This is a genomic window from Bradyrhizobium sp. BR 1432 (genome assembly GCF_051547705.1).
Lineage (GTDB): Bacteria > Pseudomonadota > Alphaproteobacteria > Rhizobiales > Xanthobacteraceae > Bradyrhizobium > Bradyrhizobium zhanjiangense.
Genome location: NZ_JBPUGF010000003.1, coordinates 672,172 through 693,157 on the forward strand (window position 1 = coordinate 672,172; position 20,986 = coordinate 693,157).

Sequence of the window (20,986 nt, forward strand, 5' to 3'; positions counted from 1 at the left end):
CGTCTTGATTTCCTTGGGGACACCGAACTTCATCTGCAATTTCCTATTTCATCACCTTTCTAATCGCGAGAGCGACGCAAACACCGACCCAGATGCCAACGTCGCGCAGAAATTCATCTTTTTTCTTCACGGGAAGCAGGATACCAGCCGGACCGTTGCAATATGCTAAACAGCGAACGCGCTTGGGACTAGCGTAACCGGTCGAGACAACTGATCTAACTTTGCTGAGCGAAATCGTCGCATAAGCTCGTCAGCATCGCTGGAACGTGAGATTGATGTTGCGGTTCTTACCGACCACCACGTTGATTTCCAAGACGGTGCGGATCGGGATCGCCGAACTGTAGCGCTCGATATTCTAAGATAACGCAGGTAACCGTGCCCGTCAGCGCTTTCGAATTGTTCAAGATCGGAATTGGGCCGTCGAGCTCGCACACGGTCGGTCCAATGATCGCCGCGCGTCGCTTCCTACAGGAGGCGGAGCAGAACGCGACCTTTCAACAGATCAATGAAGTGACCGTGGAACTATTCGGATCGCTCGCTCTCACCGGTCGCGGCCATGCGACAGATCGCGCCGTCCTCTTTGGACTTCTGGGCGAGGAGCCAGACACTATCGACGTAGAACGCGCGGCCGCACAAATCGATGAGGTCCGCCGAAATTGTCGCCTGACCATGCTCGGGCAGCACCAAATTGAATTCGATGAATCCAGGCATTTGATTTTCCATCAGAGAAAGAATTTGCCGCACCACCCGAATGGGCTGCGCTTCTCGGCTCGGGATCGATCTGGCGAGATCGTTTGCCAGCGTGACTACTATTCGATCGGCGGCGGCTTTGTGATCGCAGAAGACGAGGTGAACAATCGATCAAACGCAGCAGCGCATTTGCCTTACCCCTATCGATCGGCTCAGGAATTGCTCGTCATGGCGGCATCGCGCAAACTGCGAGTCGACGAGATTGCTCTTGCTAATGAAACGGCACGACGTCCGCTCCAAGAGGTCGTAGAGAAGATGGATATGATTTGGAGTGCGATGTGCGCTTCAATCGATCGCGGCCTACACAAGCAGGGCCATTTGCCAGGAGCTTTTCGTGTACGGCGTCGCGCACCGGGTCTTTATCAGCGGCTGATTGAGGACCATGGTCGCAACGAATCTGCGCCTCCCCTGCGGGAATTAGATTGGGTCACCGCGTTTGCGATCGCGGTGAACGAGGAAAATGCGGCAGGTGGCCGCATCGTGACCGCGCCGACCAACGGGGCCGCGGGCATCATTCCCGCCGTACTTAGTTACTATTGCCGCTTTTATCCCGCAGCTAACCGCAGCGTGATTCACCGCTTCCTACTGACAGCGGCGGCCATTGGATCACTCTACAAGGAGAATGCTTCCATTTCGGGCGCGGAAGTGGGCTGCCAAGGCGAAGTTGGCGTTGCCTGCTCAATGGCTGCCGCTGGGTTGGCGGCAGTGCTTGGTGGCAGCAACGAGCAAATTGAGAATGCAGCCGAGATCGGAATGGAGCACAATCTGGGCCTGACCTGCGATCCGGTCGGAGGATTGGTGCAAATTCCGTGTATCGAGCGCAACGCAATCGGCGCTACCAAGGCGATTACCGCGGCGCACCTCGCCTTATCCGGTGATGGCCATCATTACGTAACCTTGGACAAGGTGATCGAGACCATGAGGCAAACAGGCGCGGACATGCAGTCGAAGTACAAAGAGACGTCACTCGGTGGACTCGCCGCGAACGTGACGGTATGCTGATTTGATGTTAATCAAACACCGGCGGGAGTGTACTCCTCCGGCCGGTGTTTTTGGCTCGTTTTACTTGCCGAGTTTGCCGAGTTCGGCCGTCAGCTCCGGAACCGCCTGGTAGAGATCGGCCACCAGGCCGTAATCGGCGACCTGGAAGATCGGCGCGTCCTCGTCCTTGTTGATCGCGACGATCACCTTGGAGTCCTTCATGCCGGCCAGATGCTGAATCGCGCCGGAAATGCCGACCGCGACATAGAGCTCGGGGGCCACGACCTTGCCGGTCTGGCCGACCTGCCAGTCGTTCGGCGCATAGCCGGCGTCGACCGCCGCGCGCGAGGCACCGACACCGGCCCCTAACTTGTCGGCGAGCGGCTCGATGTACTTGGCGAAGTTTTCCCGGCTCTGCATGGCGCGGCCACCGGAGACGATGATCTTGGCCGAGGTCAGCTCGGGACGGTCGCTCTTGGCGACCTCCTCACCGACGAACGACGACAGGCCGGGATCGGCCGCCGCCGCCACGTTCTCGACCGGCGCGCTGCCGCCTTCGCCCGCTGCGGCGAAGGTGGAGGTCCGGACCGTGATGACCTTCTTGGCGTCCTTCGACTTCACCGTCTGGATGGCGTTGCCGGCATAGATCGGGCGCTCGAAGGTATCTGGGGCGACCACCTTGATGATCTCCGAGACCTGCATGACGTCGAGCAGGGCGGCGACACGCGGCATCACGTTCTTGAAACGCGAGGTCGCGGGCGCGACGATCGCGTCATAGGACGGAGCCAGCGAGACGATCAGCGCGGCCAGCGGCTCGGCGAGATCGTGCGCGTAGGTCTCGCCATCGGCGAGCAGCACCTTCTTGACGCCGGCAAGCTTGGCGGCGGCATCCGCCGCGGCCTTGGCGTTCTGGCCGGCCACCAGCACCTCGACGTCCGCGCCGAGTGCGGCAGCCGCGGTGAGAGCCTTGTTGGTCGCATCCTTCAGCGACGCATTGTCGTGTTCGGCAATCAGAAGCGTCGTCATCAGAGCACCCCGGCTTCATTCTTGAGTTTCGACACCAGCTCGGCGACGTCCTTGACCTTGACGCCCGCCTTGCGGCCCGCCGGCTCAGTCGTCTTGAGAACCTCGAGACGCGCGGCGACGTCGACGCCGTAATCGGCGACGGTCTTTTCCGCGATCGGCTTCTTCTTGGCCTTCATGATGTTGGGCAGCGAGGCATAGCGCGGCTCGTTGAGACGGAGGTCGGTGGTGACGATCGCCGGTCCCTTCAGCTTCACGGTCTGCAGACCGCCGTCGACTTCGCGCGTGACCTTGAAGTCCGAACCTTCGACCTCGAGCTTGGAGGCGAAGGTCGCCTGCGACCACCCGAGCAGCGCGGCCAGCATCTGGCCGGTCTGATTGGAGTCGTCGTCGATCGCCTGCTTGCCGAGGATGATCAGGCCCGGCTGCTCTTCTTCAGCAACCTTCTTCAGGATCTTGGCGACCGCGAGCGGCTCGACATTGCCCTCGGCCTTCACCAGGATGCCGCGGTCGGCGCCCATCGCGAGACCGGTGCGGATCGTCTCCGACGCCTGCGCCGGTCCGATCGAGACCACCACGATCTCGGTCGCCTTGCCGCCTTCCTTCAGGCGCAGCGCTTCCTCGACTGCGATTTCATCGAACGGGTTCATGGACATTTTGACGTTGGCGAGTTCAACGCCCGATCCATCGCTCTTGACGCGGACCTTGACGTTGTAATCGACCACCCGCTTTACCGGCACTAAGATCTTCATCGATTCTCTTTCACTTGATTCTCGTGGGGAGGTATCATGAATTGATTGAGCCAAATCGTAGGGATCGCGACCAAAACGCTGATTTTGTGCACGAGAGATCATTGGCACGCAGAAAAGCGCCTGCGCCTGTCTAGCGATGTGATGAGCAGTCCGTTTTCGGCGATGGTCCGCCATAGAACAAACATTTCAGAAATTCGGAGCAGTGGTGCAGCTAGCCGTCTTTGCCTTTTTCCTCGTCTCGGGGAGAGAGCAGAATAGCGTCGGCACAAACAGGTTCGTTCGCGCCATTCTACCGAATGTCAGGAGGGATTTCGTACGCGGAATTCTTCAGGGTAGCTGTGCGGGCATGCGGCGCGCACAACCCGTCTTCCGAGTGAAATGAATGGATTGCTATTAAGTGCCGCTAGCTCATCAGGCAGCTAGCGACCAGCGGCCTGACATGAAACGAGTAAAAAAGCAGAACGTGGGCTCTCAAAGCGGGGCCAGATGGATCGTAGTTTGGTAAGAAAAGTTCGGAGCAGCCGCTTACGGCGTGAAGCAGGAAGTCGACATCAGCTAGCAACGGGCGGGCGTCACCACTCGACGTGCTCGTCCGCCTCAAGAATGATAAGGTCGACTGGTGGAATGGCGTCCTCATCCAGGCTTCTGCCGCTCGCGACTCGACATTTGACAGAAACCTGCCCTTCCGCTCTCCAAGCCAAGGAGCGGCAAACCAAGCCAGCGACACCAGTTGTAGCAACACATTTACTCCGAACGCGGCCTGATAGGCGGCCAAAGGATAATGCCCGGCGCCTCCAGGGGCCATTGCTCCAAAATGAGTTCCATCCCGTACTGCACGGCGAAGGCCCAGCCAAATTGCAGGACGTTCAAAGCACCGTTTGCGCGCGCGACCATCTCGGCGGGAAAATCGTCCCCGATAATGGCGTAGGTCAGAGCGTTGCCGAGCCGGCAATCGACACGACGCACCATGGCAAGAGAGACGGCTAGGGCGGATGCAGGATCAGCACCAGCTCCGCCACAATCAACATCTCTCCTACGCTCTTCATACGAACTACAAGAATCACCCCCTAGGCCGCGGCCTCACTGTTTCGCACGGCAGGCTTGGACCTCATCGCCAGTGACATTGTCACCTATCAGTGCAGCGAAGTTCGCGCGCCTGGCATTGATTGCGGCCGTGGTAGCGTCCCAAACTCGATTCGCTAGCATTCGCTTAGACCACGCGCAGGATACCCTCAAGCGCCGGCCCTGAGCAGAAATGCGGCGTATGTGCCCCGCAATCGCCGCGAAACGTTCTGGTTGCAATGCTATATGGCCCAATCTTTGGGATAGCCATTGCTTAAGTCACCGTACTTCCTCATAACCGCCATCCTCTTTTGGGCCTCTCTAGGATGGCTTCTCTACTCAATTTGGAAATTGCCATTTTAATAGCTCAATGCCGCCGCAAGGCTGTAAGCTTGGGCGGTCAGACGTTGCGTAGTAAGGCGGTAGCGGTCTGAGGAATGATTGCACTGGTTGGACACGTTGCCGGTATGCTGCTGGGCGTGATTTTTCGAGTGGTTGGGGCGCCAATCCTCCGCCTCATCGTGACAATCATTCATCAAGCAGCCTGTAGAATGAAAGTGGTGCTCGTCAGTCACGACGTGCGGTAGCTCGCGCTTATTCCGCACCTCTAACAATCCGGGAGCCCGTAGTTGTGCTAGTGCCCGCCGCGCGCGCAGCATTTCTTGCCCTTCAGTTTTTACTGAAGCATCTCCCGATGAGCCCGGGATCTCCAGAGTGGAGCTGGTGGCGCCAACTGATCGACCCCTCCCTTATCGAAGGCACACCATCGGTTTACTGCATAGCGAACTGAAAAAGGGCACCTTGGGTCTATCTTCCGATCGACGATGCGATCCGAGGGATGGTGAGCCAAGCTATCTTGCTGATTTCGGTTCTTCTGGCAATTCGGCTAGGTCGCCGACACCAAATCGCGGATTGAAATCAGGATCAGGCTGAGCACCGTCGGCAAGTTGCGGCGGCGCCGCGTCGTAGTGCCTAACGAACGGCTTGCCGTGTCGCTGATCCGCGCTGGCTTCGTTATCGGCGCGGTCCACGCCAAGGTGGCCCTGAACGTCATGTAGCAGACGGGCCATGTGAAGGTGGACACGCTCAAAGAGTACGACCGGCGCGAAAAACGATTTCGATCATCACTCCGGCGGGGAGTTCTTCTAAGTCCGCTGTACAGTCGACAACGTAAAGCCGCTGATGCTCGCGAGCTTGATGCGCCATAGGGCACCGCTGCCCGTCAGCGAATTACCGACAACGAACTTCGTGTCTTTCATGTGAAGATAGCCGGGCTTCGAGCCGAACATGTCGTTGAGGTCACCTGGCCCCGGATAAAGCTGCCTGAAGCCGTCCATTCCATTGCTAAGGACCTCGCGAAGCTCTTGGCCATTCTGGCCCGCGACGTTTGCGTTCTTCATATTGGCAGCCATCGTCCGGAAGTACTCGTGTCCGCCGATCACCGTACCGGTTACGAGCTGGCCTTCTGCCGCAACGGTGATGCTCGTTGCGCATCCCTGTTCGGCCAGGTTGATGATCCAGGCGAGGAGCCAATCAACCCCCTCGTGCTGATCGAGGATCGATGGCGGTTTGTCGGGCGTCGCTGCGGATTCTCGGCGCTCATTTATGCTCTCCATTTGACGTGTCGAAAATCTGGACGGCGCAACGAGAATGGATACAGTAGGACTGCGAATACTTTCGGTTCCCGCAGCAGATTTACCCGCGGCAACCCGCCGATAAGGGCGCCCAGCGGGCCGCGAGGATGGACAAGCCCCAACGTCCACCCACTGTTGCCTACAACTGATCGCGCGACCACGAATCGCGGCATACAGCTACATCGAAAACTCTGCAGGTTTCGGCCGAAAAAGGATATCCCCGCGCGGGAATCATGCGCGATGAGGGGTTGGAGAGAGCGGAACTTCGAACTTGCGCGCGCAACCACGCTCGCGCGATGCAGACCACAGCGTCATCGGCCTGTTAGCCGGATTTTCTCCGGATAAGCCCGGCGCTAGATGTTGATCTCGCGCCGGGCCTTCGCCGCGTTCAGCCGAGAGACATTCGGCAAATGAGTACATCGAGCAGAAAGACCGCGGATCAGCGACCAACGACGCTGACAATCGTCATGGCTGCAGTGCTAAGGGATTCGTTAAGGCAGCGCTACATGATCAAGACATTTCGCAACGCGAGCGTAATCCTCACGTTCGTCGCGGTCACCGGCGGTAGCTCGTGCGGCTCCATGAATAACTGTTTCGCCTTTGGCCTCGCGCTCGTCGCCTCGTTCACTGCCGGAAGCTGCATCGAGCGCATCCTACTCAACCGCGCCTATCGCGAGATGGTTCGCCTCTATGGTGCGGAGTGGAGCTACGCCGACTACGAGCGGCCGGGTCCGCTGACAACACTCCTCGTCGCCACGCTAGCCATTTTCACCATCAGATTTTTCGGATCCGATCCGGGGGATCTACCCTGATGATCAAGCCGGCCCATGCCTTCCGGATCGCTCGCATTGAGCGCCTGCGGGAGCTGCTTGAAGGAACTGCGGAATACCAGCTAATCCGAACACCAACGAGAGCCCCACAAAGCTGGAAGCGCCTAATCCAGAGGTACTCGACTGCCAGGTTTGCAAGGGCCGCCCGGTTGTCCTTCTCGAGCGCTCGGGTTAGCGTGTTCATTGCGAGGCTTGCGAGCGCAACGGCATGCTGGTCTCGCCCCAGACCTTCCGGAGCATCAAGGAGGCCGTGGCCGTCTGGAACCGCGAGGAGTTGGCACAAATGAAACAAATGGCCGCGGTCGCAACCGTGCGCGAGAAAGCTCGCGGAACAACGAGCAACGAGATGTCGGCAGCGCGGTCTCAAGCGCTGGCGAGCGAGGCCCTGCGCGCCTGGTACGGCACGCAGTCCACGGTCAACACTATCGGGTTTCGACAGGCCGACTACGAGGAACTCAAGTGAAACCGACAAAGCGCCGGTGATCATAGGCTCCGGGCATCGAAGGAGGTCAGCGTGCTCGGCGCCATGATCTTCCTTGAAGTGACCCAAGGCAAGCCACAAACGGTCAGGGGACACTTGATTCCGGGGGCATGTGCCGAGACGCCGGCGTGCCCCCGCTAAACATTTACATACGTCATGACGCCAAATCGTACCTGTCGGTTGCGCTTGAATGCGAGCGCGCGACAAAATGGTCGCGCGCCTTCTTGGATGTGCTCAAGCATTGAAGGGCGATCAGTTCACATCATTTCTGCGAACTGAAACCGAGAACGTCACGCCTGAACTTGAGCGCGAGCGCGACATCGAAAGCGAATTGAGATTCGACCCGGAAGCGCCGAAGTTTCGCGAAAAAGTCGGCGAGAAGGATGGTGGGAGCTGCCGAACTTCTACCGTCGCCGAACAAGGGACGGCGTTCAACAGTTGAACAGCGATGTCTCTCGTCTATGTGTCTGTGTCTCAAAGGGGTAATCGCTGGCGATTTGAGCAAGGCAGCGTCCGTCGTCTTTAGCCGGATGGCTTAGCCTGGTATCTCGATCGAACCGATCGCGTCGCGCGCTACTCCCCAATGCGAGCCTACATCGAGGGTCAATTGGGGCTTCTGCTCTTTCGCGACGTTCTTCACGAGATCATCGATTTCGTGGGAAAGCGCCTTCATACCTTCGTACTTCTCCTGGGTATCAAAAATGACACGCGATCCGTCCGGGACGCGCAACCTCTTTGCATCTTCGGGATTGTGATGCGTAATCCGATGCAAGCCGGCCACTGATTGAACGAACCCGCTGCGCGGGAGTGGGGGCAAGCCTGCTGAACTGAGGTCTCCTGTCTGAGAGGATGTTGGTCTTCGCACCACCCCTCTCAAGACAGGAGACCCAGATGGCTACGATGAGCCCTCTTCGGCAGCGCATGATCGAGGACATGACCGTCCGCAATCTGTCGCCGTCGACTCAACAATCCTATATCTATGCGATCGCAAAGTTTAGCCGACATTTCGCCTGCGCACCGAACCGGATGAGTTTCGAGCAGGTCCGCGCCTACCAATTGCATCTCATCAGTCAAAAGCGTTCGTGGTCTCACATCAATCAGGTGGCTTGCGCGCTGCGGTTTTTCTACGGCGTGACGCTCGGGCAGACGGAGGCATTCGAGCGGATCATCGGTGGCCAGAAGCCCGACAAGCTCCCGCTCGTCCTCAGTGCCGGAGAGATCGAGCGCTTCCTGGACGCGGTTGCGGGGTTGCGCAACCGCGTTGTGCTGGCGACGGCTTACGCGGCTGGCTTACGGGTTAGTGAGGTCGTACGCCTGAAGGTGAGCTCGATCGACAGCAAGCGAATGTTGATCCACATCGAGAACGGCAAGGGCGGCAGAGATCGCTACGCCATGCTTTCCCCGCGGCTACTGGACATTCTTCGTGCGTACTGGATGCGAGCACGGCCGGGGCTGTGGCTATTTCCAGGCCAAGACCCAAGTGAACATGTCAGCGTCCGCGGCGTGCAGGCGGCCTGCCGGGCCGCCCGCCGCCGCGCTCGGATTGCCAAGCCGATTACCGTCCACACTCTCAGGCACTCGTTTGCGACCCATCTCCTGGAAAGCGGGATCGACATCCGTATCATCCAGGTTTTGCTCGGACATGCCGACCTCGGATCGACCGCACGCTACGCACAGGTTGCGACCAATCTGCTCGCCCGCACGACCAGCCCATTCGATGGTCTCTCTATCACGGTCATCCCACCCGACTGAGCCGCGCATATGCGCCCCGTGCTTGAGGTGGCGGACATCTTCCGCCGCCACGGTGCTGCGTTCCGTGCCGCCCAGGGCCCTCGGCTCTCATCCGAGCAGCGTCGTGTGATGGCGGCCATCGAGGCGTGCCGCACAGAGACGCTCGGCGGCCATGTCGAGCGGTGCGATGACTGCGGCCTGGTTCGCATCGCGTACAACAGCTGTCGCGATCGGCACTGTCCAAAGTGCCAAGGCCTCGCGCGCGCCCAATGGCTCGCCGAGCGCCAAGCCAATCTGCTGCCGGTCCCCTATTTCCACGTTGTCTTCACCGTGCCGGCGCCAGTAGCCGCCATCGCGCTGCAGAACAAGGCGGTGGTCTACGACATCCTGCTCAAGACGGCGGCCGAGACGATCCGTCTCATCAGCGCCGACCCGAAGCATCTCGGTGCCGAGACCGGGATGGTCGCCATTCTCCACACCTGGGGGCAGACCCTCACGCATCATCCGCATGCTCATTGCCTTGTGCCGGGCGGCGGGATTGCCCCTGATGGAAGCTGGGTTGGCTGCCGCCCCGGCTTCTTCCTTCCCGTTCGCGTCCTGTCACGATTGTATCGTCGGCTATTCCTGGAGCGCCTCCAGGCGGCGTTCGATAGCACCAAGCTCCAGTTCTTCGGCCACCTCGCCCACCTGAGCGAACCGGCGGCATTCGGCCGCCATCTGAACGCCCTCCGCAAGCTCGAATGGGTTGTCTATGCCAAGCGTCCCTTCGCCGGGCCAGAGCAGGTTCTGGCCTATCTCGGGCGCTATACCCATCGCGTTGCGATCGCCAACAGCCGACTCCTTGCCTATGAGCATGGTCGTGTCCGCTTTCGGTGGAAGGATTATCGTGCCGGCAACAAATCCAAAGTGATGACGCTCGAGACTGACGAGTTCATCCGTCGCTTTCTGCTCCACGTATTGCCGAAGGGGTTTCGCCGCATCCGTCATTTTGGCTTCCTGGCGAACGCCTGCCGCGTCGCCAAACTCGCGCGCATCCGAGCGGCGCTAAAGGCGCCAGAGCCGCCTCCACTTGCTGAACCTGCCGACTATCGTGAGCGCTATGCCATCCTCACTGGTCGCCGCCTCGACTTGTGCCCCATCTGCGGAGGCCGCATGGTCGAGATTGGGCTTGTTCCGCGCTCGGACACGCTGCGACGCGCATCACCTCGCTGCGACACATCATGACGAACCTCCTCAACTTATACGCTCCCATTGCACGCATCGCCCCGCCGACGTTCTCCATCGGACCGATCAAGCACGTTCACAAAGCCCCGCGAGCGAGCCATAGTCGGCCACACACGCTGGACGAGCAGCTCGCCGCTATCGACGCCGGTATCCGTTGCTGCCAACATCAGCGACAATCTGCGGCCTCACCCGCCCGCGGACCCAGCGTCGGGCGAGCCGCGCCCACCGGCGCCCAGATCGAGCGCCCATAGGTCCGTGCCCATAAGACGCGGCTTCGTTCAATCAGGCTTCAAATAGGTCTCGCGCCGAACTTGCGGCAACATCTGTGACGCGAAACCTATTTGAACCCTCCCTGATTCCGACGCAATCCGGCCACCGATTCCGACGGAAGTCGGCCACCCATTCCGATCGAAGCCGGCCACCCTGTTGAGACCGGCCTGACGCTCTCGAAGACGGCGATCGAATCGCGGACCAGCCCACCTTTGCGACCAAGCAAGGGAAGGTCTGATGCCCGCCGAGAGAGCGCCGATGCGGAAGGTTCGAGAAGTTTTGAGACTGCGGCACGCCCTTGGCGTGAGCGAGCGGCAGATCGCCGTCACGGTCGGCATCAGCCGATCGACGGTTGGCGAGTATCTGCGGCGGGCTGCCGTGATCGGCATCACCTGGCCGGTGCCGGAAGGGATGGACGACGGCGAACTCGAGCGCCGGCTATTCACGCCGCCGACATTCGAGGAGAAGCCGGCGCGGCCGTTGCCCGACTGGAAGGCGGTGCACCGGGAGCTGAAGCGGCGCAGCGTGACGTTGCTCCTGCTGTGGGAGGAATATCGCGCGGAGCACGCCGACGGCTATGGCTACAGCCGGTTTTGCGATCTCTACCGGGAATGGAGCGAGACGATCTCGCCGACCATGCGGCAGACGCATGGGCCTGGAGAGAAGCTGTTCGTCGACTTCGCGGGCGACACGGTGCCGGTGTTCGACGCCGCGACCGGCGCGCAGCGGCTGGCCCATGTCTTCGTCGCGGTGCTGGGAGCATCCAACTACACCTTTGCCGAGGCGCGTTGGTCGGAAGGGCTGGCCGACTGGATCGGGCTGCACGCCAATACGTTGCGCGCGATCGGCGGCGTGCCGAAGGCGATCGTCTGCGACAATCTGAAGGCCGGCGTCACCGCCACCTGTCGCTATGAGCCGGGCATCAACCGCACCTACCAGGAGCTGGCCGAGCACTACGGCACCGCGATCCTGCCCACGCGTCCGCGCAAACCACGCGACAAGGCGAAGGTGGAAGTGGCGGTGCAGATCGTCCAGCGGTTTGTGCTGGCGCGGCTGCGGAACCGGCGCTTCTTCTCGCTTGACGAACTCAACGGGGCCATCCGCGAGGCGATCGCGGACCTCAACGCCAGGATCATGCGTAAGCTCGGCGTGAGCCGCAACGAGCTGTTCGCACAGATCGACAAGCCGGCGCTCAACGCCCTGCCGCCGATGCCATATCAGTATGCCGAGTGGAAGAAGTGCCGAGTCGCGCCCGACTATCACGTCGAGATCGCCGGTCACTACTACTCGGTGCCCTCGCGTCTGATCCGCGAAGAGCTCGAGGCGCGCGTCACCGACAGGACGGTCGAGATCCTGCACAAGGGCAGCCGGGTTGCCAGCCACGCCCGCTCTGACGTACCCCACCGCCACACCACGATCCCGGAGCACATGCCGAGCGCGCACCGGCGTTATGCCGAATGGACCCCGGCGCGGATCAAGCGAGAAGCCGCCAAGATCGGCCCTGCCACGATCGCTCTCGTCGAAGCAATCATGAAAGCCAAACCACACCCCGAGCAGGGCTTCCGGGCTTGTCTCGGCATTTTGCGGCTCGCGCGCAGCTACGGCTCGGCCCGCATCGAGGCCGCCTGCCAGCGTGGCAACGACATCGGCGCGACCACCTACGGCTCGATCAAGTCGATCCTGCAGCACGGGCTCGATCGCGCCTACGCCAACGAGAGACCGCCAGACGGCCCACCGATCCGACACGGCAATATCCGCGGCACCGATTACTACCAGTGAAGAAAGGAGAGACGATGTTGACACATCCCACCCACGACCGCCTCGTCGCGCTCGGGCTTACCGGCATGGCGAAGGCCCTCGACGAACAGCAGCGACAACCCGACATTGCCGCGCTGGCCTTCGAGGAGCGCCTCGCACTGCTCGTCGACCGTGAAGCGACCGAGCGCGAGAACAAGCGGCTGGTTGCTCGGTTGCGGTTCGCAAGTCTCCGGCAGAACGCCGTCGTCGAGGATATCGACATGAAGGCGCCGCGCGGGCTCGACAAGCCGCTGTTCCAAAAGCTCGTCGCTGGCGAGTGGATCGACCGGCATCAGAACCTGCTCATCATCGGCCCGACCGGCGTCGGCAAGAGCTGGATTGCTTGCGCCTTGGGCCACAAGGCCTGCCGGGACAACCGCTCCGTGCTTTATCAACGGCTGCCGCGGCTGTTCGAGGCGCTCACCCTCGCGCGGGGCGACGGCCGCCATGCTCGCCTCCTCAGGACCCTGGCGCGTGTCGAGCTTCTGGTCCTCGACGACTGGGGACTTGCCCCGATGACTGCCGAGCAGCAACGCGACCTGTTGGAGATGATGGAGGATCGCCATGGCCGCGGCTCGACCTTGGTGACAAGCCAGCTCCCGGTCGAGCATTGGCACGAGCTCATCGGCAACCCAACCATTGCCGACGCTATCCTCGATCGCCTCGTACACAACGCCCACAGGCTCACTCAAGGGCGAGAGCCTGCGCAAAGCCGCCGCCAAGCGTCAGACGCTTGACGACGAGCCCGCCAACTGACCTGATGACGACGTCGTCGCGAGAGCCCGCCTCGGCAGGCGGCCGGGATCATCGGAATCCACGGCCGGCTTCAATCGGTACAGGCGGCCGGCTTCGCCCGGAATCCGCGGCCGACTTCGTCGGAATACGCAATTGTGATAAAGATAATCCAGATGGCGCTGGACCTCCGCCAGGATCCTAAGCTCGTACAGGTATCCGATCCGTAGAGCGGTCCGATCCGCATGATACATCGTCGCGGCTATATCGAAACTGGGAAAGTTGATTTTTGCACCCGCGTCCACGGCATCAGCTTTGACGTTCTTACACAATCGTATCGCCTTTCTAAGTCCGCCAAGGAGACGCTGTTCACTTCGCTGGCCCTGGCCCGGGTAGAACTCGGACATTGGCGGGCCGACTACAACGATACGCGACCTCACTCGCAACTCGGATGGAAAACACCATCGGAGTTCGCCTTCACCTGCAACCCGCGACGGGATCTGGCGCTGCGCTATGCCGATGGCTCCGCACCAGCTCCCGTCGCTACCACCGCCCATTCGGGTAAACCCACCAGCCAGAGCGAACTCAGGACTGGATAAAACTTGGGGGCAAGGTCAACAGAAACAGCGATACATTCACCCGATCAGTCTTGAACCCGGCAGTTCTGTGCGTCAAGTTCAGCAAAATTGATCATGGGGTCCGGCCAAGCCATCCCCTCGGAGCCGCCGTCGCTCGCTCGCCCCAAGCGCAGCGCTGGCGAGCGACGGCGGCGGAGAGGGGTGGCGTCCATCCTCTTGGTGGGCCTGAGCATCGTCAGGCCGCCCGGCGCAGCGTCTCCTTCTTGTGCTCCTTCAAGAGATCCATGTTGAGATAGCGATGGTCCTCGAGCCAGGCCTCGTGGCGCTCGACGGTCAGCGCCCGCACCAGCCTTAAACAGCTCTCGGCGTTGGGGAAGATTCGCACCACGTAGGTGCGCCGCCGGATCTCCTCGTTGAGGCGCTCCAGCATGTTGGTCGACTTCATGTGCTTGCGGTGCCCCAGCGGCAGCCGGAAGTAGGTGAGCGTCTCCTCGATGTTGTCCTCCACCAGCCGGTGAGCTTGGGGTACTTGCCGCTCCATTTGCCGAGCCAGGCCGCCAGATCGCGCCGCACCTCGCCAAGATCGCGCCGGTCGTACATCCAGCGCAGCTCGAGCAGACAATCGTCGTCGACCTTGCGCGGCACATAGTCGAGCGCGTTGCGCAGGAAGTGCACATAACAGCGCTGCCAGAACACGCCGGCGAGCAATTCGGCGATCGCCTTCTTCAAGCCGGGATGATCGTCGGAGACGACAAACTCGACGCCATGCAGGCCGCGGGCCTTCAGCGCTTCCAAAAACTCCTTCCAGCTCGATCGGCTCTCCCGGTTGGCAAGCTCGACCGCGAGCACCTGGCGCCGGCCTTCCCAGTCGACGCCGGTCGCGATCAGCACCGCCTGGCTCGCAATGATGCCGTCCTCGCGCACCCGCTCATAGCGCGCATCGAGGATCAGATAGGGGAACGGTTCCTTGAGCTTGCGCTCGCAAAAGGCCTTCAGCGACGCATCCAGCCGCTTGTTGATGGCGCTGATCGCCGAGGCCGAGAACGCATGGCCCACCAGTTCCTCGGTGACCTGCTTCACCTTGCGCGTCGAGACGCCCTGCACGTACATCTCGGCTAAGGCCGCTACCAGCGCCTTCTCCGAGCGCTGGTAGCGCTCGAACAGCTCGGTCGAGAATCGCCCCTGCCGGTCCTGCGGCACTTTGAGCTCGATCTTGCCGACCCGGGTGATCAGCGAACGGGGATAGTAGCCGGAGCGATAGCCAAGCCGTCCCTCGCTGCGCTCTCCTTTCTCCGCACCCAACAACTCCGTCATCTCGGCTTCGAGAATTTCCTGCACCGCACCCTGGATCAGCGGCTTCAGGAACTCCTTGTCCGAGCTCAACAACTCTTTGACTGCAGAGACGTCCGTCCTAATCTTCGTCACGGTCATGGCGGGTCCAAGCTCCTCTACGAGCGGTGATCTTCGCAATCACCGGACTTACCATGACCGCTTCAGCCTCTCAGCTTTTGCAGAACCTTCCACACACTACCAACCCGGCCGGCCTCAGCAGCCTGCCCTTGATCCGCAGGCATCTGCTCGTAGTAGGGATGCATTCCGCAGCGTGTTGAGCGCCAGCCAGTAGCTAAAATCGCAGCTTTCGATCGCGACGGTGTAGTCGACGAACTCCTCGCTTGGCGATCGCCGGCGCTTCTTCCTGCTAACCGACTTCGGCTTTGGTCTTTGCCGGCATCGTGGGCGAGGCAGCGAGGCTACACATCGACTGCAGTCTTTGTTCCGCCTCCGTGTTGTGAAAAACGAGGCCTGATTTCTAGCTTTTGCGGGCGAAGGCTGAAGCGCCGATCGGTGCTGCGCTGTGCCCAGACCAGGGCTTCTCCTGGCTGGAGGGATGTTACTGCCGCATCTTGCATATCTTCGAGAGCGACAATCGCGGTACGCAGATGCTTTAGCCACTGAGGTGATGTTATTCGGTGCAAGATTAGTATCGAACTCAGCTCGATGATCGCTCTCGGAACAGAGAGAGGGTCTTGACTCGCTATGATGACATTTGTCGCTTGATGCCTCATCTCCCTGATCGTTTCCACCACCTGTCCGATTAGTGAAGATTCTGAAATGTATTTGTGCGCTTCGTCGAACACCACGAGTTTGTTAAACTCGCGACCTTCATGCCGACTTGCTGCAAAAATGCGAAGCATGACGACAAAAAGTCCAAGGGCTTCGTCCTTTTCGACCCATTCGTCACGAAGATCAACGATGACGGTCCGGCCTGGACGCAAAAGATCTCTAAGCTGACGCTCATCATCAATGTAAGGTTCCGCAATTCTCAGTCGATCCTCAGCGAGGCGTCGTGAGGCTGGCGGCAGATCCGCGTTCTCTATCTCGTGACGGAAAGTCTCGATTGAGAGTCCCTCCCGGTGCCTTCTCATGATTGAAACGAGCTGCCTAATGTAAAGTGAATCATTACCATAGGCTCCGAGCAGAAACTTCCAACTCTCCGCTCCAAGCTCGGCTGCGCTGAATTTGATCGGCTCGACGATTACGCCAGGGATTTCGCGCCGTCGCTGTTCGACCTTCGCTTCAGGCGCCAGCAAAATCACATCATCAAGCCCCACCGCACTTGCCCCGTAATCTGCGAGAAGCCTGTCAACTTCTGACTTTCTTTTATTCGGCTCGATGGCAGCTACATACTCTGGCTCGTACGCGTCACTCTTGTGAAAATGGAAGATCACCGTCGCAAGCGGTGACTGGAGCACGTTGATGCCAGGATTTTGTTTGGATGCCATCTCTGCAATAGCACCCAAAGTATAGCTCTTGCCAAAGCCTTGTACGCCAAACAATGAGATTGTATTGCAACCGTTTAAGTCTATCGCAACAGTCTGAGATCCCGACCGTCCCAACAGACCATACTGTGGTGGCAGAGTCGTCGCACCTAGGACGACATCAGGGACAGGTATAACGCTGCTTCCTTTAGCTTGGAGGGATAGCTGGGATTTCGAGGCCTCTATCGGTCTGTCGAGAGAAGCATCGGGCGCAGTCGAAACAATCGGCTCAGCTGTGCTCTGCGAGGGCGCGTCGTGAGGTCCGCTTGGCGGTGCGACGACTGCCTCTTCAGATGCGTACGATTCGGTTCTTGTTGGACCGATACCACTGTCTTCGGAGCGCACAGTCAAAGAGTGGCGAAGCTCGTTTAATAGGCTCTCCTCAGCCGCGTCGTCGATCAGTGCAGGGATTCCTCTTTCAGTAGTCGACTGCGTTACCGACTCCCGTTCCCATCGCATAGAAGCCCGCTCACTATAACGACCCATCGCAGCTTGAAATAGCTTACGTGCCTTGTTTGCACCGAAACGGTGCACTGGGAATCCTGGCTCGTCTTCGTCAATGTGATGACCTGCGCCTAGACGCTCGAACACCATCCCCATGCTCTGGACTTCAAGCCTATAACCGTCGTCAAGTCGTTCTGCGATGGCAAGTGCGACATCTCCGTCCCGCGGCGTGAGCAGGCCGTATCGAACAGCGCGACGTATATAGAAAGATAGCACGCCCGCAAGTTCCTTTGCGCGCAGAGGAAGGTCGGCACGAGGCTGAACGTAGCGATTTGGATCAAACAGGTCGCGCAAGCGCTCCTCAGTATTGTCAGTTTGCTCTCGCATCGACCGGTACAAAGGCGGTCGCGCCGACGCTGGTAAGTCATCGCGCAACTTGACCTCTATTATGTCCATGCGAAGGACACCATTTCCGGGGAAGCCGACAAGCAGCAGGTCCGCTCTACGTTGTGGCGCGTCTGCCGTGAACCACGAACGATGGGCATCAAGCGGAATTACTATTCGATTCTCGAGAACGTCGAGCTCCTCCATTAGCCAGCGAGCGAAGAGCAAACCCACAACTTCCTTCGCCCGCGTAGTCGATCCTTCAAGTCGGAGCGCGAGCCGACCAGAGAGAGACCGTAGGCCATCGAGCACCATCAGTTCATCGCCCGATCGCAACTGAATGCCGTATTGGGTGAGCATCGGGGCGAGGACACCCTCGATTTCCTTGACATTCCTAGTCGTGACGACGATCCGCTGTCGGTCCTCCTGTAGGAACTCTGGGGCGAAGTCTAGTAAGTACCCAACTTCCTCACCAACAGCCGGCGCATCAAAAAATTCGATGCCAAGGTGACGATCGATTGTGATTACGCGATCGCTGACATCATGAACCTGTCGCAATAGAGCCTGCGCTTGGGTATCAAGCTGCAGTGCAAGAATTGGTCCCACTTGAGGATCTGGCGGCTGACCGAGCGCGACTGCTGCCTGCAGCACATGCATTGCGCCAAGCGTGTCGACAATGAGGTTCTCTGTTTGGTCGGCCTCCGGTCGGGATATCGGACGCACTCCCCTTGACCACCCCGTGGTCATTTTCGCCTGTGGGTCCAATCGCTCCGCAGCGATGGTTTCCGGATCTAGAACAAGTCCACCGACGAAAGAACCTCGTCGATACTGATTCAACGGCCCCAAGCGCCCCGATGCAGTGAATTGCTCGATAAGAATGGATAAGTGGGCCGGAAAACGCGTGTGGTTAGACACGAACTCTGCCACGTCGTTCCGAGCGACGAGAAGCTTCGGATGTAGATGATTGCCGCTGTATAGAGTGAACTCGTCGTCTTCGCTCACCTGACGTTCAGGATCAAGCAAGCTCTCCACAGCTTCTCCCACCGTCTCGAGCTGATTTGAGCTCGCGAATAAATGCACAACATATCGTAAAGGCAGTGGCAGCGGGTGTGCTCGACGCAACAACTCAATTCTCCGCAGCACATCTGAGATAAGCTCGCCGTTCCCGGGATTAAACACGTTCAGATGCAATTGATCGATATAGGGATGTTGCAATACGAACTCGAACAGCCGCGACGCAATCTCGTCTGGATTTGCAGTTGTGACCGAAACAGACCGCGCCTGCACACCTAAGGTCGTTAAGATCCGATCCCTGGCAACGGTAGAATCGACGTGCTGGCCTTGATCCCTATCGGGCAGGTACAGTCCCCAAAAAGGCGTGATTGGCAGTGTCTCGACATATGCGCGCCCGCGCCTATCGAATAGGGCCATCGGGAGGTTCAGCGGAACCAACTCATCTCTGAGCTGTTCGACATATTGACGCCAGTTTGGAACCTGATGCGTACGTTGCTCCCACGCATGCACAGCATGAGCGCACTCTATCGTGTGTTTGAGATGCCACATCAGTCGTAGCGGATGGGAGGGCGAGAGGAGAATGCCACGACCCGGATCTCCTGACTGATTGGGCCAACGCAGCTCGACTGCATCGAGCCAAGCGATGCTCCTCACAAGAGCCGCTCGGTCCGCCGCCTCAAGATGCATTGCCTCTCGAACCAGATTGGAGAACGATTGTGCGTACGCGCAAATAGCTTCCGCATGGATGCTAAGGTCCACAACTTCGATGATGCCCAGCCGTGCGGCACGCTCCTCGGGCATCGCGCCAGGCGGGAAATGCTGCTCTCGGATCCGACGAAATACTTCTTCTCGAGCGGACAGGAACGGCTTGACCGCCGGGATATTGCTTAGATCTGCCGTCTCCTTCCGTACCAATTCGACGTCCCCGGGCGTCCGCGCACCACCGAGAACCATGGAATAAACACCAAAATCGCGAGGGTTATCCAGAAACGTCACCTCGATCTTTCGCAACAGCGCTGGAACGACGACGGCAAAGCCGTGAAATCCGTCCGTCTCGATATTGAAGCGCAGGTCACCTTTGACTGACGCGCCCACTGGGTGGTTCCACGAGCCGGTGAGGCCGGCACGGCCCGGAACCTCCTCACGCACCTTACCGTCGAGTGCTTTGAGTGCGCCCCGGAGCCACGCGCCCATTAGTGATGGCACGAAGGTCGCCCGTACATCCGGCTCGTCAATGATAACTTCGTCACGAATGACTAGAAACGGTTCGGATTCGTTCTCAGCCCGCGAAGACTCGTCTTTCGGGTCTATGCGACGGGGCGTTGTAAGAAGCGTCCCCTCCGCATCGTAGGCATCGACTCGCAGAAAGTATGTCCCCTCGTCGAGACTCGTTAAATCAGCGACTTTAATAGAGCGACGGATCTTCGCCAGCCGGCCAGCCGCTGGCTTGGGGTAACTATTGCTTTCCCAAGCAACCGTGGCGCCTTCCTCACTCATGGAGAGCAGCTGAACCCGCCAATGCTTCCACGAGCTAGCTTGCGATGGATTTGGAGTGGAGCGAAACACAAGCTTGAGTGGTTCGCGGCCCGTGACGTTCAGGACTTGCATCCTATCAGCACCAGCTACCTGATCCGCGATCTGGCGGGGCAAACTGAGCGGATCCAGGATTATCCTCAATTCATTATCATCCTCGGACTCGGCAAACTGCCAGCGATCGAAAGAGAGCTGACGGCCCACTGATTCACATGCGATGGCTTGTGCCCAGGTGCGCGGTCCTTCCGTGTGGCGCAACCGAAGAAAAGTGAACAGGGACTTCTGAAAGTCCTCGCTCTGCAAACCCACCGCTCTAAGGCGCTTCTGAAGAGGCTGGTTTACATCGGAGAGCTTGTCGCACTTCTGGCGATTGCGACTGATCCAGTTGAGTGTGTTCGTCGAGCCTCGATTAAACAAATCGAAGTCTGGAACGAGGCCAAATAGATAGATTGATCCACCCGCAGCTTCACGCGTCCCGCCGTTCTTAACTACCGTGAGCAGGTAATTAACCTGCTCATCGACGTTCCGGATTTGGCGAACCTCGCTGAGGTGCCTTAGGACTTCTCGCACATCTGGTCTGAACGAGCTCTCCAGACGCTCGACTAAGGCGTCTGAGAGATTCTGTGCCATGGACTCCAGCGACAACTCCGTGAAAGTTGCAATATCAAGGGAATCTTCCGACGCAGTGCGGGGGCCCGGAGGGAAGAAGACAAGAAGCGGAGCGTCGGCGTGATCACGAAGTCGAATTATTGAAGCCGCAGTAGCCTCATAGGGCTTCTCAGGTCGTTCGTTCAGCACACGGACTATCCATCGCGTGTCATCGAGCACCACCGCAAGCCGTCCCATGACAGCTTCCGGCAATGTGGTTACCCGTAGTCGATGACCAAGACCGGCTGACTCCAACACCTTACGAAGCTTGGGCGCGAGCTCGTCAGAGAGCGCGTCGA

Annotated in this window: 14 protein-coding genes and 3 pseudogenes; 9 read left to right on the forward strand and 8 right to left on the reverse strand. The window is 59.5% G+C overall.

The window, feature by feature from the left end; all coding sequences use genetic code 11:
* Positions 1–375: 375 nt before the first annotated feature.
* Complete coding sequence (locus ACSKB8_RS03340; protein ID WP_438102475.1) at positions 376–1,752, forward strand: L-serine ammonia-lyase; 1,377 nt, start codon at positions 376–378, stop codon at positions 1,750–1,752.
* Between the two features lie 60 nt (positions 1,753–1,812).
* Here the strand turns inward: ACSKB8_RS03340 and ACSKB8_RS03345 are convergent, their stop codons facing one another.
* The 5 genes from ACSKB8_RS03345 to ACSKB8_RS03365 all read right to left on the reverse strand — a co-directional run bounded on the left by ACSKB8_RS03345 (position 1,813) and on the right by ACSKB8_RS03365 (position 6,184).
* Positions 1,813–2,757 carry an electron transfer flavoprotein subunit alpha/FixB family protein gene (locus ACSKB8_RS03345; RefSeq protein ID WP_438102477.1) on the reverse strand — a complete coding sequence of 315 codons (945 nt, stop codon included), beginning with the start codon at positions 2,755–2,757 and terminating at the stop codon, positions 1,813–1,815.
* Positions 2,757–3,506: an electron transfer flavoprotein subunit beta/FixA family protein gene (locus ACSKB8_RS03350; RefSeq protein WP_438102479.1), complete on the reverse strand. Its 750-nt coding sequence runs from the start codon at positions 3,504–3,506 to the stop codon at positions 2,757–2,759. The genes ACSKB8_RS03345 and ACSKB8_RS03350 overlap by 1 nt, the downstream gene beginning before the upstream one ends.
* Before the next feature lie 744 nt (positions 3,507–4,250).
* Positions 4,251–4,475 (reverse strand): hypothetical protein, encoded by a 225-nt coding sequence (locus ACSKB8_RS03355; protein WP_438102481.1) that lies wholly within the window; start codon positions 4,473–4,475, stop codon positions 4,251–4,253.
* Positions 4,476–5,419: 944 nt separating this feature from the next.
* Positions 5,420–5,638 carry a hypothetical protein gene (locus ACSKB8_RS03360; RefSeq protein WP_438102483.1) on the reverse strand — a complete coding sequence of 73 codons (219 nt, stop codon included), beginning with the start codon at positions 5,636–5,638 and terminating at the stop codon, positions 5,420–5,422.
* A gap of 75 nt (positions 5,639–5,713) precedes the next feature.
* The gene (locus tag ACSKB8_RS03365; RefSeq protein WP_438102484.1) at positions 5,714–6,184 is read right to left on the reverse strand and encodes a hypothetical protein; all 471 of its coding nucleotides are present in this window, start codon (positions 6,182–6,184) and stop codon (positions 5,714–5,716) included.
* Positions 6,185–6,612: 428 nt separating this feature from the next.
* On the opposite strand from ACSKB8_RS03365, the gene ACSKB8_RS03370 reads away from it, so the two are divergent.
* The 3 genes from ACSKB8_RS03370 (at position 6,613) to ACSKB8_RS03380 (ending at position 7,955) form a co-directional block, all read left to right on the forward strand.
* Entirely contained in the window at positions 6,613–7,014 is a 402-nt protein-coding gene (locus ACSKB8_RS03370; RefSeq protein ID WP_438102486.1) for a hypothetical protein, read from the forward strand.
* Between the two features lie 226 nt (positions 7,015–7,240).
* Positions 7,241–7,495 (forward strand): hypothetical protein, encoded by a 255-nt coding sequence (locus ACSKB8_RS03375; RefSeq protein ID WP_438102487.1) that lies wholly within the window; start codon positions 7,241–7,243, stop codon positions 7,493–7,495.
* Positions 7,496–7,721: 226 nt separating this feature from the next.
* Positions 7,722–7,955 (forward strand): hypothetical protein, encoded by a 234-nt coding sequence (locus tag ACSKB8_RS03380; protein WP_438102489.1) that lies wholly within the window; start codon positions 7,722–7,724, stop codon positions 7,953–7,955.
* 93 nt (positions 7,956–8,048) lie between these two features.
* Here ACSKB8_RS03380 and ACSKB8_RS03385 read toward each other — a convergent pair whose 3' ends face one another.
* Positions 8,049–8,294, reverse strand: a complete 246-nt coding sequence (locus ACSKB8_RS03385; protein WP_438102491.1) for a hypothetical protein — start codon at positions 8,292–8,294, stop codon at positions 8,049–8,051.
* A 110-nt stretch (positions 8,295–8,404) separates the two neighbouring features.
* On the opposite strand from ACSKB8_RS03385, the gene ACSKB8_RS03390 reads away from it, so the two are divergent.
* The 5 genes and pseudogenes from ACSKB8_RS03390 to ACSKB8_RS03410 all read left to right on the forward strand — a co-directional run.
* Positions 8,405–9,265 carry a tyrosine-type recombinase/integrase gene (locus ACSKB8_RS03390; RefSeq protein WP_438110372.1) on the forward strand — a complete coding sequence of 287 codons (861 nt, stop codon included), beginning with the start codon at positions 8,405–8,407 and terminating at the stop codon, positions 9,263–9,265.
* Positions 9,266–9,274: 9 nt separating this feature from the next.
* Complete coding sequence (locus ACSKB8_RS03395) at positions 9,275–10,468, forward strand: IS91 family transposase (protein WP_438102493.1); 1,194 nt, start codon at positions 9,275–9,277, stop codon at positions 10,466–10,468.
* A gap of 528 nt (positions 10,469–10,996) precedes the next feature.
* Positions 10,997–12,517: an IS21 family transposase gene (gene istA, locus ACSKB8_RS03400; RefSeq protein WP_438102495.1), complete on the forward strand. Its 1,521-nt coding sequence runs from the start codon at positions 10,997–10,999 to the stop codon at positions 12,515–12,517.
* A 14-nt stretch (positions 12,518–12,531) separates the two neighbouring features.
* A pseudogene (istB, locus tag ACSKB8_RS03405) lies at positions 12,532–13,291 on the forward strand (IS21-like element helper ATPase IstB).
* A 335-nt stretch (positions 13,292–13,626) separates the two neighbouring features.
* Positions 13,627–13,866, forward strand: a pseudogene (locus ACSKB8_RS03410) (integrase core domain-containing protein); the annotation flags it as partial.
* A 214-nt stretch (positions 13,867–14,080) separates the two neighbouring features.
* Here ACSKB8_RS03410 and ACSKB8_RS03415 read toward each other — a convergent pair.
* Positions 14,081–15,276 (reverse strand): annotated as a pseudogene (locus ACSKB8_RS03415) (IS256 family transposase).
* A gap of 320 nt (positions 15,277–15,596) precedes the next feature.
* The gene (locus ACSKB8_RS03420) at positions 15,597–20,900 is read right to left on the reverse strand and encodes a hypothetical protein (RefSeq protein ID WP_438102497.1); all 5,304 of its coding nucleotides are present in this window, start codon (positions 20,898–20,900) and stop codon (positions 15,597–15,599) included.
* Between the last annotated feature and the right edge of the window lie 86 nt (positions 20,901–20,986).